This is a genomic window from Mycobacterium mantenii (genome assembly GCF_001667865.1).
In the GTDB taxonomy this organism is placed as follows: domain Bacteria; phylum Actinomycetota; class Actinomycetes; order Mycobacteriales; family Mycobacteriaceae; genus Mycobacterium; species Mycobacterium mantenii_A.
In genome coordinates, this window is sequence record NZ_LZJP01000032.1 from 89,075 (window position 1) to 104,804 (window position 15,730).

Below are 15,730 nucleotides of genomic sequence, written 5' to 3' on the forward strand. Positions count from 1 at the left end.
CTGCGAACACGGCATACTTCTCTCAAGACATCAGCAAATCTCGAACCGGTGTCGACGACAACTCTTAATCGCAAGGCGAGGCAGATGGAATTCCAATTAGTCGGAATGCACTTTGCGGGGGGCCGCAGCACCACGACGAGTTCAGCGGCACCCGCCCGCGCGCGACTGGCGGCACGGGCTCACACATTCATCACGGTAGGGAGTGCAAGGCGATGACTGCGGTAGTCGAAGTACCACAGCCCGATGTAGAGGGAATCTCGCAGCCTCAGGCAGTCGTCGTCGGCGTGATGGCCGGCGCGGGTGTTCAGATCGGTGTCCTGCTGGATGCCAACGCGCCCGTCTCGGTGATGACCGACCCGTTGCTGAAGGTGGTCAACAGCCGGCTCCGGGAGCTCGGCGAGACTCCGCTGGAGGCGTCGGGCCGGGGCCGCTGGGCGCTCTGCCTGGTGGACGGTTCACCGTTGCGGGCCACTCAATCGCTGAGCGAGCAGGATGTCTACGACGGCGACCGGTTGTGGATCCGGTTCATCCCGGACACCGAGCACCGCTCGCAGGTCATCGAGCACATCTCCACCGCCGTCGCGGCTGATCTCAGTAAGCGCTTCGCCGCCATCGACCCGGTCATCGCCGTGCAGGTCGGTGCGTCGATGGTCGCCATCGGGGTGACCACCGCCGCCGGGCTGCTGGGTTGGTGGCGCTGGCACCACAACTCGTGGCTGCCGACCGTGTACGCGGGCGTGATCGGCGCGGTCGCGCTCGGCGTCTCGCTGCTGCTGTTGATGCGGGCGCGCACGCAGCAGGAACGGCGCGTCGCGGACACCATGCTGTTGAGCAGCCTGGCGCCGGTGGCGGTCGCAGCGGCGTCGGCTCCGCCCGGTGGCGTCGGATCGCCGCATGCGGTACTGGGCTTCGGTGTTCTCACCATCGCCGCAATCCTCGCCCTGCGCTTCACCGGGCGCCGGCTGGCGATCTACACCGCCATGGTCACCGTCAGCCTGATCGCGGCGGTGGCCGCGCTGGCGCGCATGGTCGCCATGACCAGCGCCGTGACGCTGTTCACCTGCGTCGTACTGGTGTCGGTCATGATCTACCAAAGCGCGCCGGCGATTTCGCGCCGGCTGGCCGGCATCCGGCTGCCCGTCTTCCCGTCGGCCACCAGCCGGTGGGTGTTCGAGGCCCGGCCCGACCTGCCCACCACCGTGGTGCGCTCCGACGGCGGTCCGCCGGTCCTGGAGGGGCCCGCATCGGTCCGCGACGTGTTGACCCAGGCCGAACGCGCCCGCTCCTTCCTGTCGGGTTTGCTGATCGGGCTCGGCGTGCTGATGATCGTCTCTCTGACCGCGCTTTCGGATCCACGCACCGGACAGCGCTGGCTGCCGCTCTTGCTGGCCGGCTTCTGCGCCGGATTCCTGATGCTGCGCGGCCGCTCCTACGTCGACCGCTGGCAGGCGATCACCCTGGCGGGAACGGCGGTGCTGATCGTCGGTGCGGTCGTGTTGCGGTACGCGCTGGTGCTGCAGTCGCCGCTTGCGGTCTCGATCAGCGCGGCGATCCTGGTGCTGTTGCCGGCCGCCGGATTGACGTCGGCTGCTGTCGTGCCGAACACGGTCTACAGCCCGCTATTCCGCAAATTCGTGGAATGGATTGAATACCTCTGCCTGATGCCAATTTTCCCGCTGGCATTGTGGTTGATGAATGTCTATGCAGCAATCCGCTATCGCTAACGGCAAGGTGTGGCGTGGTCGCGCGTCCGCCGCGACCATCGCCGCCATGTTGCTCGCGTCGGGGGCATTGGCCGGTTTGCCGCCCGCGTACGCGATCTCGCCCCCGACGATCGACGCCGGGGCGGTACCGCCGGACGGTCCGCCCGGACCCGGGGCGCCGATGAAGCAGAACTCGTACTGCACCGAGGTCGGCGTGCTGCCCGGGACAGATTTCCGGCTGCAGCCCAAGTACATGGACATGCTGAATCTGCAGGAGGCGTGGCAGTTCGGTCGTGGTGCCGGCGTGAAGGTGGCCGTCATCGACACCGGAGTGACGCCGCACCCGAGGTTCCCGCACCTGATCCCCGGCGGTGACTACGTCATGGCCGGGGACGGATTGTCCGACTGCGATGCGCACGGCACCATCGTGGCGTCGATGATCGGCGCGGCGTCGGCCAACGGCGCGGGCGTCCCGCCGGCGGCACCGCGCAAACCGGTGACCATCCCCACCACCGAGCCCCCGCCGAAAGCGCCACCGCCGCAGACGGTCACCCTGTCACCGCTGCCCCAGACGGTGACGATGGTCCCCCCGCCGCCGCAGTCTCAGGAACAAGCGCCCCCGGGCCCCTTCGGGGCGCCGCCGGCACCGGAGGCCCCGGCGCCCGCCGGCCCGCCCCCGGGACCGCCGCAGGGCGGGCAAGCTCCTAACGGTCAAGCGCCTGCGGCCAGTCATGGCATCGGCACGGTGACAATCCCCGGCTACCCCGGGGGTGGGCACGTGGCCAACGTTGACAATCTGCGCGGCCCGCGCCCGCTCGACCCGCCGCCACCACCGCCGCCGCCGCCGCCCCCGCCGCCCAAGGCCGGTCCGGATGCGTTCAGCGGGGTGGCGCCGGATGTCGACATCATCGCGATCCGGCAGTCCAGCCAGGCTTTCGGCCTCAAGGACGCCTACACCGGTGACGAGGATCCGCAGACATCGGCGAAGATCGACAGCGTGCAGACGATGGCGCGGGCGATCGTGCATGCCGCCAACATGGGCGCGCAGGTCATCAACATCTCGGATGTGACCTGCATGAGCGCGCGCAACATCATCGATCAGCGTTCGCTGGGTGCGGCGGTGCGCTACGCGGCGGTCGACAAGAACGCCGTCATCGTGGCCGCCGCCGGCGACACCAGCAAGAAGGATTGCAAGCAGAACCCGCCCCATGATCCGTTGCAGCCCAACGATCCTCGCAATTGGAGCGCGGTCACCACGGTCGTGACGCCGTCCTGGTTCAGCGACTACGTCCTGACGGTCGGCGCGGTCGACACCGAGGGTCGCCCGTTGAGTCAGGGCAACCAGGGCCAGGCGTCGACGAGCGTGGCGGGGCCGTGGGTGGGCATCGCAGCACCGGGAACGGACGTCGTGGGACTTTCGCCCCGCGACGACGGCCTGATCAACGCGATCGACGGACCGGACAACACCCTGCTGGTTCCGTCGGGCACCAGCTTCTCGGCGGCGATCGTGTCCGGCGTTGCGGCGCTGGTGCGGGCCAAGTTCCCGCAACTGTCGGCCTATCAGGTCATCAACCGGCTGACTCGCACCGCCCGCGCGCCCGCGCGTGGCGTGGACAACCAGGTCGGTCACGGTGTCGTCGACCCGGTGGCGGCACTGACGTGGGATGTACCCGACGGTCCGGTGAAACCGCCGCAGCAACTATCGGCACCGCTGAACATTCCGAAACCCGTCCCGCACCGGGATATGGTGCCAGTGTGGGTGGCCGCCGGTGGCTTGCTCGGCGCGCTGCTCATCGGCGGCGGAGTGTTCGGTACGGCGATGCTGATGAAGCGATCGCGGAAACAGCAATAGGGGCGGAGCAGCAGCACTCATGAAGCGTCAGCGCAGGTTTGGGTTGTCCTTGTCGTGGCCGCGGCTGACCACGGTGTTCTTGATCGACGTCGTGATCATGTTGGTGGCCAGTCACTGCCCCGAGTCGTGGCAGGGCACGTATCGCATCGCGTTCTGGGTGGGTGTCGGTCTGGCCGTGCTGGTGACGCTGCTGTCGCTGGTCACCTACCACGGCCTCACGGTGACGTCGGGGCTGGCGACCTGGTTGTGGGATTGGTCCGCCGATCCCGGCTCGGCGCTGGCCGCCGGTTGCACCCCGGCCGTCGATCACCAGCGCAAGTATGGGCGCGACAAGGTCGGCGTGCGCCAGCACGACGGCCAACTGGTCACGGTGATCGCCATCAACGGCGGTGACGACGAATCGGCCTCGCGACTCCGTCATCGGAATTCGCCCCCCACCCTGCTGGTGTCGGCCGTCGCTTCGGGCCTGCGCCAGTTCGACATTCACCTCGACGACATCGACATCGTGTCGGTGAAGGTCCGGCGCGGCGGCCCGGAAGCCAGGGCCGCCGAGTTGTCCAAGCTGGACGACTGGGGCCCCGAAGAGTGGGAGGTGGCCCACGATCAGCCCACCTCGTACGTTCGCCGCACCTGGCTGGTACTGCGGATGAATCCGCAGCGCAACGTCGCCGCCGTGGCCGCCCGCGATTCGCTGGCGTCGACCCTGGTGGCGGCCACCGAGCGGCTCGCCCAGGATCTCGACGGGCTGACCTGTGCGGCCCGGCCGTTGACCGCGGAGGAGCTCGCCGAGGTCGACCGCGCGGTGCTGGCCGATCTGGAACCGACGTGGAGCCGTCCCGGCTGGCGCCGCCTCAAGCACTTCAACGGATTCGTCACCAGCCTGTGGTTGTCGCCGTCCGACATCACCACCGACAAGCTCGATGAGCTGTGGGAGGACGAGACTTTCGCCACGGTGCTCACCATCCGGCTCACCTCGCGCGGCGGCCGGCCGCAGGTATCGGCGTGGGTGCGCTACCACACCGAGAAGCGGTTGCGCAGGGACGTCTCGTCGGGCCTCAACCGTCTCACCGGACGCCAGCTGGCCGCGGTCCGCGCCAGCCTGCCCGCCCCGACCGCGCGCCCCCTGTTGGTCGTGCCAGGCCGTCCATTGCGCGCCGACGACGATGACCTAGCGTTATCCGTCGACCAGCTGCGAGGGAGCTCGGCCGGCGTGCCTGTAGCGCAATGACGAGGCCGCAATCAACCGCTGAGAGCGCCCGTAACGCGATGGTCGCCGGGCTGTTGGCCTCCGGCGTCTCGGTCAACGGGCTGCAGCCCAGCCACAATCCGCAGGTTGCGTCGCAGATGTTCACCACCGCGACCAACCTGGATCCCGGGATGTGTGACGCCTGGCTGGCACGGATCCTGGCGGGGGAGCAGAGCCTCGACGTCCTCGCCGGCGCGTGGTCGTCGATCCGGACATTCGGGTGGGAGACCCGCCGGCTCGGCGTGACCGAATTGCAGTTCCGCCCCCAGGTTTCCGACGGGTTGTTCCTGCGGCTGGCGGTGACCAGCGTGGAGACGCTGGCATGTGCGTACGCCGCGGTTCTGGCCGAGGCGAAACGCTACGAGGAAGCCTCGAAGCTGATCGAGGGCGTCGAGCCCCGCCAGCCCGTCGATGAAGAGCTGGTCAGCTACGTGCGGGGCGTGCTGTACTTCCGCACCGCTCGGTGGCCGGACGTGCTCACCGAGTTTTCTGAGGGCAAAAGCTGGCGGCAGCCCGAGTTGAAGGCGGCCGGCGCGGCGATGGCCACCACGGCACTGGCCTCCCTCGGTGTGTTCGAGGAGGCCTTGCGCCGGGGTCAGGAGGCCATCGAGGGCGACCGGGTGCCGGGCGCGGCCAACATCGCGTTGTACACCCAGGGCATGTGCCTGCGCCACCTGGGCCGCGAGGACGAGGCCGTCGAGCTGCTGCGGCGGGTGTACTCACGGGATCCGAAGTTCACCCCGGCCCGCGAAGCGCTGGACAACCCCAACTTCCGCCTGGTCTTGACCGACCCGGAGACGATCGAGGCCCGCACCGATCCGTGGGACCCGGACAGCGCGCCGACCCGCGCCGAGACCGAGGCCGCTCGCCACGCCGAAGAGGCGGCGAAGTACCTGGCCGAAGGCGACGCCGAGCTCAACGCGATGTTGGGCATGGAACGCGCCAAGCGCGAGATCAAGCTCATCAAGTCGACGACCAAGGTGAATCTGGCACGCGCCAAGATGGGCCTTCCGGTGCCGGTGACGTCGCGCCACACCTTGCTGCTCGGCCCGCCCGGTACCGGAAAGACATCAGTGGCAAGGGCTTTCAGCAAGCAGCTGTGCGGGCTGACCGTGCTGCGCAAACCCGTGGTGGTGGAAACCAGCCGCACCAAGCTGCTGGGCCGGTACATGGCCGACGCGGAGAAGAACACCGAGGAGATGCTCGAGGGCGCCCTGGGTGGCGCGGTCTTCTTCGATGAGATGCACACGCTGCACGAGAAGGGCTACCAGCAGGGCGACCCGTACGGCAACGCGATCATCAACACGTTGCTGTTGTACATGGAGAATCATCGCGACGAACTGGTCGTCTTCGGCGCCGGTTACGCCAAGGCCATGGACAAGATGCTCGAAGTGAATCAGGGTCTGCGGCGCCGTTTTTCGACCGTCATCGAGTTCTTCAGCTACACCCCCGACGAATTGGTTGCGCTCACCCGGTTGATGGGCCAGGAGAACGAAGACGTCATCACCGACGAGTCGGCACAGGCGCTGTTGCCGTCGTACACGAAGTTCTACCTCGACGAAAGTTATTCGGAGGACGGCGATCTCATCCGCGGCATCGATACGCTCGGCAACGCCGGCTTCGTGCGTAACGTGGTGGAGAAGGCCCGCGATCACCGCAGTTTCCGTCTTGACGACGAAGATTTGGATGCGGTGCTGTCCAGCGACGTGACCGAGTTCAGCGAACGTCAACTGTTGCGGTTCAAGGAACTGACGCAGGAGGATCTGGCCGAGGGCCTGAGCGCGGCGGTCGCCGAGAAGAAGCCGGAGTAACAGGTTCGCGGCCGTTCAGCCGTTGAACCTGCTGGACCGCAACCGTTTTGGGCGAGACTAACGGTGATGCCGCTCCCGCCGGCGCCGAACGGCAAGACCGGCAGGAATGCCCGACGGGCCGCTGCGTTGGCCCAGGCGGCCAATACGTGAGTGACCCGGCCTCCTGCGCTTCTGGGGGCGGACCGCTCGCAGGCTAGGCTGGCCGCCACGTTTCGGTCGCGAAAAGCCGGCATCCCGTGCAGGGCCGGCCAGGTTATCCGCGGCCAGTGGGCTCCACCCTTAAACGGAGATCCAGGACCCTCGGGTGATTGCGCCCGTGGGCCCGTCAAGGGTTAACAACGTGCGCAATCCGAATTAACGTCCGGCGAACGGAATTTTTCCACAATCCTGGTTTGGGAAATGCCGTCGTGCCAGCAACGCGGTGAAGCGGCTTTCGAGGCCATTAGTGGACCTGGAAATATCGGTGTGAACAGCCACGGGATGCCCCACAGGAAACTGTCAGTAGCTAATCAGTGCTACGGCAGACTGACCACGTCTACTCGTATAGGTGAATCCGAGGAGAACAGTGTGAGGATCAATTGCGAGTTCGGTGATGTCCATTGCCACGCCGTCGCGATCCAGGCCCGGCCCGTGTCCCCGGCGGCCGAGCGCCGGGCCACCCTCATTGGCGCTGGTGGTGCCGGCGCCCGTTGGGGCGGTGCGGGATCGGTGGCGGCCGGCGGTGCATCGCCGGCGTCGCGTCGCGATCGGGGGCCGTCGATGGGCAGGCGGACTCCAGCGCACAAATGGTTCACCGCGGAGGTAGCAACATTGCGAGTACCGACAACGCCGTCGGCTCAATTCGGGTTCGATTGAATTGCCCGAATAATGACCAAAAAGATAAGTACGGGGCCCGGCGCCAAATTCTCGATCACAGGTCCGTTGTGGGTCCATTCCGATTTAAATGTTAAACGCAATACCATGCATCGGACGTGAGCCAATATTGGAGGTTACTCAAATTAAAGATCCTATACATTAAAAATAGCCCTTGAGGCGGTCGATCAGATCGGCGACGGAGCCGATTTGAGGCAATTATTCTTCACGCCATCGGACTAAATCGATAAATCTTTTAGTCCGCAGTACGCTACTGCCTTCAACCGGCCATATCAGTGATCTGGACCACAAAACCGCTGGTTGTTGCCAGCGTCTCTCACACGGCTCCAGGGCTCACGATATTTGTTTTTTACACAGATTTACCTGACGGGAACGTCCACCGAAATATGTTATGGGCACCATCGTCAAAGCGATAGCAGCGTGGCTTGACTAGTCGTTCGTACGCCATTACGGCGCCGATTCACAGCTAGGAACAGGATGAGTTTGTTGTCGACAGCACATGGGATCTGCACATGTATTCGCTAGCAGATTCGATGAATTCCCTTAGAGCTGCGACTTCGTCGATGCCGGGACCGCGAACCCGCGCCTACCATGGCGGCCACAAGAGGGACCGGAGGTATTAGATGTTGGATTTCGGGGCTTATCCGCCGGAATACAACTCGGGGCGGATGTACATCGGAGCAGGCTCGGGGCCGCTGCTGGCCGCTGCCGCGGCGTGGGACGAACTGGCCGCGGAGCTGCAGAGCACCGGCGCGTCGTACAACTCGACCATCGAAACCCTGGCGACGGGTCCGTGGACCGGCCCGTCGTCCATGGCGATGGCGGCTGCGGCGGCACCCTACGTGGCGTGGATCCATGCCACCGGCGCGCAGGCCGAGCAGGCGGGGGCCCAGGCCAAACTCGCGGCCGGGGCCTACGAGACCGCGTTCGCGGCGACAGTTCCGCCGCCGGTGATCGCCGCCAATCGCGCGCTGCTCGCGACCTTGGTCGCCACCAACATCCTGGGTCAGAACACCCCGGCGATCGCCGCAACCGAAGCGCACTACATGGAGATGTGGGCGCAGGATGCCGCCGCGATGTATGCGTACGCAGCGGCCTCGGCGAGCGCCTCTCAGCTGATCCCGTTCGCCGAACCGCCGCGGACCACCAACGATTCGGCCGGGCCGATGCAAGCGGCCGCGGTCACCCAGAGCAGCGCGCAATCCGGCTCGAACACCGTCAGCCATCTGGCGCAGCTGAGCACCACGATGCAGCCGGCGGCGCAGGCGGTGACCAATGCCGGCACCGCGGGGACCGCGTCGACGCAATTGACTACGCCGTCGTTCATCACGAACTGGAACGAGTTCTGGTCGGTGGTGACCGGGGTGTACTCGCCGCAGTCGTGGAGCACCATCCCCGGCGGGCCGTTCCTGTCATTCGGCCAGGCGTACGCCTGGGGACAAAACGGGCAGGGCGCGGCCGCCTATCTGGCTGGGCCCAAGGCGATTTCCGGGGCGTTGGCGCCGCTGGCCAGTGGCGCCAACGCCGTCAAGCCCATGCTGAGCTCCGCGGTCGGGGCGGGGCAGGCGTCGGGGTCCATGGGCAAGGCCGCTCTGGTGGGCAGCATGTCGGTGCCGCAGGGCTGGACCGAAGCCGCGCCGGCGATCCGGACGGTCGCCCAAGCGTTGCCGGCCAACCTGGCCGCGGCGCCGGCGGCGATGGCCGGTGAGGAGGGCGCGTTCAGCCAGATGGCGCTGTCCAGCCTGGCCGGACGCGCCGTCGCGGCCGCCGCGACCCGTCCCGTCGGTGGTGCCGCCTCGGCGGCGGGTTCGCTGGGCGGCGTTGCCGCCGAAGCCGATCCGGCCGCGGCCACCATCATCGTGATCCCGTACATCGAGGAATGACCGTGACAACCAAATCGTTTGGCAGCCAAGCGCTGTCGTCCCAGGCAGCCAGGTAGGGGGTACGAGAGATGTTCTACGGAGCCTTTCCGCCGGAATTCAACTCGGGCCGGATGTACAGCGGCCCCGGAGCGGGGTCGTTGGTGGCCGCGGCGACGGCCTGGCAGAACCTGGCCGCCGAATTGCAGTCCACCGCTTCGTCGTATTCGTCGGTGCTTTCGAGCCTGACGGCCGGACCGTGGGTGGGCCCGTCCTCGATGGCGATGGCGAGCGCGGCCGCCCCGTACGTGGCCTGGATGCAGCAGACCGCCGCGCAGGCCGCACAATCCGCCACCCAGGCCACCGAGGCGGCGGCAGCGTACGAGACGGCTTTCGCCGCCCATGTGCCGCCGGCGGTGATCGCGGAGAACCGGGCCCTGCTCGCACAGCTGGTGGCCACCAACCTGTTCGGGCAGAACACGTCGGCGATCGCGGCGACCGAGACCCAGTACGGCGAATTTTGGGCTCAGGACGCCACGGCGATGGACACCTACTTCGCCTCGTCGGCGACCGCCTCCAACAAGTTGACGGAGTTCAGCCCGGCGCCCAGCACCACAAATGCGGCCGCGGAGCCGATGCAGGCCGCCGCGGTATCTTCGGCGGCCAGCACCCCGGCCGCCAACGTCGCGAATGCCGCGGCAGCGGCGGCGACAACCACCCTGCCCTACAGCGGGCCGTTCTCGATCCCGGCGAACTTGGCCTATCTCTACCAAACGTTCATGACGAATCTGTTCAACACCGTCCCGGGCGGGGCCAGCTTCTACACGAGCATGTACAACGCCGTGAAGGTGCCGCTCGGCCTCACCACGCAATTCAACGACATCGGGTTGCTGATCAACTTTCCGCTGTCACAGTGGCTCAAATTCGCCCCGCCCGTCGGCTACGGCGCGCTGCCGAAAGACGCGCTGGGTGCCGGGCTCGGGGCGTTGGGCTTCGGCCGCGGCACCTTGTACAGCTCGATCAGCCCGATCGCCGGGATGGGCAATGCGGGCACCCTGGTCGGAAAGCTGTCGATCCCGCCGAGCTGGGCCACGTCCACCCCGGCCATCAGAACCGTCGCCGCCGCCCTGTCGGCCGCCGGGACCGAAGCGATTCCGGCGGCCGCGCTGGGCGAGGGAAGCCTGTTCAGTTCGATGGGTTTGGCCGGGATGCTGGGCAGCGCCGTGGGTTCCGGTGGACCCACGGTGGCGCGTGCGGGCGTGCGCAATCGGATGGCTCCGATCAAGGACCTCAAAAACAAGCAATCGCCGGAACAGCTCAAACGCCTTGTCGCACAGATCTCGGAGAAGCCCGAAACCGTGCAGCACCACAATGTCGACCAGGAAAACCTCGACGCTCTCCTCGAGCAGCTGGCGAAGAAGCCGGGCATTCACGCGGTGCATCTGAAGAAGGGCGACAAATCAAAGGTCATACCTGCGGACGCCCAATTGGGTTGAGGGACAGAGGCAGATCCGTGTTCCTGGCCGCCACAACGGAAGGGTGATAGTGATGAAACGACTGCTCGCACTGCTGGGTGTTTCCGCGATGGTCGGCCTTGCCGCACCGGCGCATGCCGGTCCTCCACCAGTGCCGGACGGCGACGACGGGGGTTTCGTGGCCGCGCTACAGCAGGCCGGCTTCAGCTTCAACAGCCCGGGTTCGGCCGTCGCCGCCGGCAGGGCGGTATGTTCCTGTCTGAACAACGGCGAGTCGGGGCTGGAGTTGGTCCACGACGTGAAAACCCACAATCCGGGGATGGATATGGAGATGGCATCGAATTTCGCGCTGATTTCCGCGAAGTTCTATTGCCCCCAACAGCTCTCCAAGACCTGATCCGCGGTCGGGGTGGCGACCGTAGCGGTCGGTGAACTCGAATGCCTTGCCGCTCAACAGATCTGTGGGACGTCAGCGGGCACTGCTTACATCGTCGCGGCGTGCGACAATCACGAGCTATGAGACTGCAGCTGGCGCTGAGCGTTGGCGTTTCGGCCGTGATCGGCCTTGCCCCGCTCGCGCATGGCGACCCGGGGACAACCGGCGGTGATGAAGCCGGCTTCCTCGCGTCACTGCGGAATGCGGGGATCACCTACTCCAACCCAGAGGGGGCGATCAAGTTCGCCAAGGCGGTCTGCGTCTCACTGGGCAACGGTGAGTTCGGCCCTCAAATGCTCGACGAACTGAAGAGTCAAAACCCGGGACTCACCAACGATCACGCAACGTCATTCTTGGCGATCGCGGCGAAATACTATTGCCCGCAGCAACTTAACCGAGGGTAGCCGGGGCCGGCCGGCCCACACGACCGTTCATCGGGTGGCTTCGGTGCAACCAATCGGCTGCCCGCAGGTTTCACCCGTGTGGCCGCCCCGTGCCCGATTGGGCGCGGGTCCATCTACCGTTCACCTCCGCGTGGTTAGCTGCGCCGGCAGGCACCACGCCGGGTCCGCAAACCGCAATCTGCCGGCGCGGCCGGGGGATACTCGACAGCGAAAACCCGGGGAAAACCCCAGGGAAAGGAGTGAGTCGTTGGAGACGCTGAGCGCTCTCGATTTCGTGCTCCGACTGGGCGTCGGCGTGGGCTGCGGCGCGCTCATCGGTCTGGAGCGGCAGTGGCGGGCGCGCCGGGCCGGCCTGCGCACCAACGCGCTGGTTGCCGGGGGCGCGACTCTGTTCGTCCTCTACGCGGCGGCCACCTCCGACACCAGCCCGACCCGGGTCGCTTCCTATGTCGTCTCCGGCATCGGGTTCCTGGGCGGTGGCGTGATCCTGCGCGAGGGCGTCAATGTCCGGGGCCTCAACACGGCCGCCACCTTGTGGTGCTCGGCGGCGATCGGGGTGCTGGCCGCTTCCGGGCATTTGGTGTTCGCGCTGATCGGCACCGGCACCGTCATCGGCATCCACCTGCTGGGGCGGCCACTCGGCCGGCTGATCGACCGCGACAACAGCGCCGAAGAAGACGAGAGCCTGCTGCCGTATCTCGTGCAGGTGGTCTGCCGTTCGAAGCATGAGAAGTACGCGCGGGCCCAGATCGTTCAGCACGCCGGCAGCAATGACATCACGCTTCGCGGAATCCATACCGGCAACCCGGCCGACGACGAGGTCACCCTCACCGCCCACTTGCTCATGAACGGCGATGCCCCCGCGCGGCTGGAGCGGCTGGTAGCCGAATTGTCGCTGCTGCCGGGCGTCCGCGCGGTGCAGTGGTATGCCGGCGACGAGGTGCAGTCCGACGATCGCCGCTGAGACGGGCGTCCGTTTCCGAGTGCGGCGTGCTTGCGTCCGGCGCGGGCTCGCGTGAATCACGCGCATCGTACTTTGAAGATCTTCACAGCTTGCTGGCGGCAGAGCCTAAGGATCGGGTCGTAACGTCATGCCATTGTGGGGCTTTGGGACGCTTCTACGAATAGACCATGGCGGTTGACCGTCGGCCTCGTCGTCGTACTGAGCGTATTCATTGCCGTGATCGTCGGGTCCTCATTGCGTCCCCAATTAGTCGCTGCCGCAATGCCGGAGCCCGCGGCGTGGACCCATCGGAATGATGCTGTCGACGCGCACGCCGACCGGCTGCAACGTGGTGATGACATCCACCTTGCCAACGATCGGGAGCACGGCTTCGCGCCGGGCTCCGTACCGGCGAATAAAAAGCCATTTCGCAACACGTGGATGACCCGGGATCGGCCGGTTGGTTGGATTCACTTATCGCCCCAGTCGGGCTGGATGCTGTTGCCGGTGTCGTTTGTGACAACACGGCCGCAGCTGGAGGAAAACGCACGGGCTGCAACGGAAGTCGGTTACAACAGCCGAGATCGCTCGATCCAGTTTTGCGTGCTTCGCTGCTGAGAGGTCAGCGGTCCGTCGTCGGGTCTTGAGCGCCTGACACGAAACAACTTTGCCCATGGATGCGGCTTCGCGGCGCGAAGGCATCCTAGGGATCTTCGCTGATCATCCCGAATCGCGCCCGGCTACCGCGCTGCGAGTCGTCGGATTCGACGGCACCGCCGCAGGGCCGGCCGATTCCTCAAAGCCATTGTCTTGGAGGAACAGTCATGCTTGCACGCACAGCTCAGCGCGCCCACACATACGCGAATCAGGCGCGGCAGCAATGAATTCCGGGGCGCAAGCGGCGGAGGGCGCTTCCGCAGAGGTCCGTCAGGGTCGGACCATTGACCAAAGCCCGCCGCCCGCGTTCCACCTGCCGCGACTGGAAGCTTCCGCGTTGCCGATGGGCTCCGATCGAGGCCTCGGATGGAAAATGTTGCGAGACAGCGGCGCGGTCGTGTTCATGAACGGCGCCTATTACCTGACCCGCCGCAAGGATGTGTTGGCGGCGCTCGTCCAACCCAACCTCTTCTCCGCGCAACTGGCCCTGCAGCCGCCCGGCACCCCGGTGCCGGTGTTGCCTTCGGCCTTCGACCCGCCCGAGCACACCCGCTACCGCAAAATCCTGCAGCCGTATTTCGGCCCCCACGCGCTGAACCAGTACCAATCCATGATGGAGCGCCACGCCGTTGAAATGATCACTGCCCTCGCCGGCCGCGGCGAGTGCGAGGCGATGGCGGATTTCGGGCGCCTCTACCCGTATCAGGTGTTCATGGACCTGTTCGGGTTGCCACTCGAGGACCGAGACAGTGTGATCGGCTGGAAGGACGCAGGCGTAGCCGGCAAGCCGGGAGGGTGCGAGCTGTTGGCGTACTTCGCCGACGTTATTCAGCGACGCCGGAAGAAGCCGGGGTCTGACATGTTGTCGCAGATGATGGCCGATCCGGGCGGCCTCAGTGACCTCGAGCTGCTCGGCATGAGCCACCTGTTGATTCTGTCCGGACTGGACACGGTGGCCGGGGCGATTGGCTTTGCGCTGTTCGAATTGGCACGCAGGCCCGAGCTCCGCGGAGAGCTCCGCCGTGATCCGGACCAGATCAGGCCCTTCATCGAAGAGATCGTCCGACTCGAGCCCGCGGCGCCAATGGCGGCCCGGGTCACCACCGACTTCGTCAACGTGGGCGGCATGACGCTGCCCCCGGGGACGCCGGTGCGATTGTGCACTGCCGCGATCAACCGCGACGGCGGCGACGCGATCTCGACAGACGACCTGGTCATGGACGGCAAGGTGCACCGGCACTGGGGATTCGGCGGCGGACCGCACCGCTGCATAGGTTCACATCTAGCGCGGATGCAGCTGACCATCGTCATCAAGGAGTGGCTCGACCAGATTTCCGACTTCGAACTGCCACCGGGCTATACGCCCGAGATCCCGTTTCCCGCGCCGTCATTTGTGCTCAAGTCCCTACCGCTGCGCTGGAAGCGAGGCCCCCGGGAATCGCCCTGATCAGCCACGGGGGCGCCATCGCGGACCAAAGCGGGCCGTGTCTCGCGGCGTTCGTCGTAGTCTTAGTTCTGTGAGTGCCCTGTCAGGCTTCTTGTCCGCGCTGCCGCCGCAGATGCGGGACCCGGTGCTGTTTGCCATCCCGTTCTTCCTCCTGCTGCTGACCCTCGAATGGACCGCGGCCCGCAAACTGGAACGCCTCACGGCCGAGGCCGCCGACTCGGCGAGGCCCGCGTCGGGGGCGCACTTCACCCGCGACTCGGTGGCGAGCATCTCGATGGGGCTGGTGTCGGTGGCCACCACCGCCGGCTGGAAGACGCTGGCGTTGTTCGGCTATGCCGCGATCTATGCCTACCTGGCGCCCTGGCACCTGTCGCCCACCCACTGGTACACGTGGGTCATCGCGATTCTCGGAGTGGACCTGCTCTACTACGCCTATCACCGGATCGCACACCGGGTGCGATTGATATGGGCGACGCACCAGGCCCATCACTCCAGCGAGTACTACAACTTCGCCACCGCGCTGCGCCAGAAGTGGAACAACAGCGGCGAGATCTTGATGTGGATTCCGTTGCCGCTGTTGGGGATTCCGCCGTGGATGGTGTTCTTCAGTTTCTCGCTGAACCTGATCTACCAGTTCTGGATCCACACCGAGCGGATCGACAAGTTACCCCGGCCGTTTGAGTTCCTGTTGAACACACCGTCGCATCACCGGGTGCACCACGGCATGGATCAGGTGTATCTCGACAAGAACTACGGCGGCATCTTCATCGTCTGGGATCGGCTGTTCGGAACCTTCCAGGCCGAGCTGTTCCGGCCCCATTACGGCCTTACCAAGCGCGTGGACACGTTCAACATCTGGAGGTTGCAGACCCACGAATACGTCGCGATGGCCCGCGACTGGCGATCGGCGACGCGCCTGCGTGATCGGCTGGGTTACGTGTTCGGCCCGCCCGGCTGGTTGCCGCGGGCAGCCCGTCAAACCGACGCCGCCGTCCCGGTCGTGACCTCGCTGTAACATTTGCTT

At 66.1% G+C, this 15,730-nt stretch carries 12 protein-coding genes; all 12 read left to right on the forward strand.

Features of this window, described 5'->3' with window-relative positions; translation table 11 throughout:
- Window positions 1–212: 212 nt before the first annotated feature.
- The 12 genes from eccD (at window position 213) to A5688_RS05445 (ending at window position 15,721) form a co-directional block, all read left to right on the forward strand.
- Window positions 213–1,724: a type VII secretion integral membrane protein EccD gene (gene eccD / locus A5688_RS05395; protein WP_067834972.1), complete on the forward strand. Its 1,512-nt coding sequence runs from the start codon at window positions 213–215 to the stop codon at window positions 1,722–1,724.
- Complete coding sequence (locus A5688_RS05400) at window positions 1,702–3,555, forward strand: S8 family serine peptidase (RefSeq protein WP_067913385.1); 1,854 nt, start codon at window positions 1,702–1,704, stop codon at window positions 3,553–3,555. The genes eccD and A5688_RS05400 overlap by 23 nt, the downstream gene beginning before the upstream one ends.
- Window positions 3,556–3,574: 19 nt before the next feature.
- Entirely contained in the window at window positions 3,575–4,783 is a 1,209-nt protein-coding gene (eccE, locus tag A5688_RS05405; protein WP_067834968.1) for a type VII secretion protein EccE, read from the forward strand.
- Window positions 4,780–6,612: a type VII secretion system ESX-5 AAA family ATPase EccA5 gene (gene eccA5 / locus A5688_RS05410; RefSeq protein ID WP_067834965.1), complete on the forward strand. Its 1,833-nt coding sequence runs from the start codon at window positions 4,780–4,782 to the stop codon at window positions 6,610–6,612. Before eccE ends, eccA5 begins: the two co-directional genes overlap by 4 nt.
- Window positions 6,613–8,108: 1,496 nt before the next feature.
- A complete protein-coding gene (locus A5688_RS05415; RefSeq protein WP_067834963.1) occupies window positions 8,109–9,368 on the forward strand; it encodes a PPE family protein in 1,260 nt (419 codons plus the stop codon).
- 68 nt (window positions 9,369–9,436) lie between these two features.
- Window positions 9,437–10,840 carry a PPE family protein gene (locus tag A5688_RS05420; protein ID WP_067913388.1) on the forward strand — a complete coding sequence of 468 codons (1,404 nt, stop codon included), beginning with the start codon at window positions 9,437–9,439 and terminating at the stop codon, window positions 10,838–10,840.
- A gap of 49 nt (window positions 10,841–10,889) precedes the next feature.
- The gene (locus tag A5688_RS05425) at window positions 10,890–11,216 is read left to right on the forward strand and encodes a DUF732 domain-containing protein (protein ID WP_082951229.1); all 327 of its coding nucleotides are present in this window, start codon (window positions 10,890–10,892) and stop codon (window positions 11,214–11,216) included.
- A 119-nt stretch (window positions 11,217–11,335) separates the two neighbouring features.
- Window positions 11,336–11,659: a DUF732 domain-containing protein gene (locus tag A5688_RS05430; RefSeq protein WP_067834957.1), complete on the forward strand. Its 324-nt coding sequence runs from the start codon at window positions 11,336–11,338 to the stop codon at window positions 11,657–11,659.
- Window positions 11,660–11,906: 247 nt separating this feature from the next.
- The gene (locus A5688_RS05435) at window positions 11,907–12,623 is read left to right on the forward strand and encodes an MgtC/SapB family protein (RefSeq protein ID WP_067834952.1); all 717 of its coding nucleotides are present in this window, start codon (window positions 11,907–11,909) and stop codon (window positions 12,621–12,623) included.
- A 174-nt stretch (window positions 12,624–12,797) separates the two neighbouring features.
- Complete coding sequence (locus tag A5688_RS27520; protein WP_131812157.1) at window positions 12,798–13,220, forward strand: hypothetical protein; 423 nt, start codon at window positions 12,798–12,800, stop codon at window positions 13,218–13,220.
- A 382-nt stretch (window positions 13,221–13,602) separates the two neighbouring features.
- Window positions 13,603–14,706, forward strand: a complete 1,104-nt coding sequence (locus tag A5688_RS05440; RefSeq protein WP_067913391.1) for a cytochrome P450 — start codon at window positions 13,603–13,605, stop codon at window positions 14,704–14,706.
- Between the two features lie 70 nt (window positions 14,707–14,776).
- Complete coding sequence (locus A5688_RS05445; RefSeq protein ID WP_067913394.1) at window positions 14,777–15,721, forward strand: sterol desaturase family protein; 945 nt, start codon at window positions 14,777–14,779, stop codon at window positions 15,719–15,721.
- Window positions 15,722–15,730 lie beyond the last annotated feature (9 nt).

Coding starts and splice junctions, on each gene's coding strand:
- eccD (WP_067834972.1), top strand. CDS start 213: ATGACTGCGGTAGTCGAAGTACCACAGCCCGATGTAGAGGGAATCTCG.
- A5688_RS05400 (WP_067913385.1), top strand. CDS start 1,702: ATGCAGCAATCCGCTATCGCTAACGGCAAGGTGTGGCGTGGTCGCGCG.
- eccE (WP_067834968.1), top strand. CDS start 3,575: ATGAAGCGTCAGCGCAGGTTTGGGTTGTCCTTGTCGTGGCCGCGGCTG.
- eccA5 (WP_067834965.1), top strand. CDS start 4,780: ATGACGAGGCCGCAATCAACCGCTGAGAGCGCCCGTAACGCGATGGTC.
- A5688_RS05415 (WP_067834963.1), top strand. CDS start 8,109: ATGTTGGATTTCGGGGCTTATCCGCCGGAATACAACTCGGGGCGGATG.
- A5688_RS05420 (WP_067913388.1), top strand. CDS start 9,437: ATGTTCTACGGAGCCTTTCCGCCGGAATTCAACTCGGGCCGGATGTAC.
- A5688_RS05430 (WP_067834957.1), top strand. CDS start 11,336: ATGAGACTGCAGCTGGCGCTGAGCGTTGGCGTTTCGGCCGTGATCGGC.
- A5688_RS05440 (WP_067913391.1), top strand. CDS start 13,603: ATGGGCTCCGATCGAGGCCTCGGATGGAAAATGTTGCGAGACAGCGGC.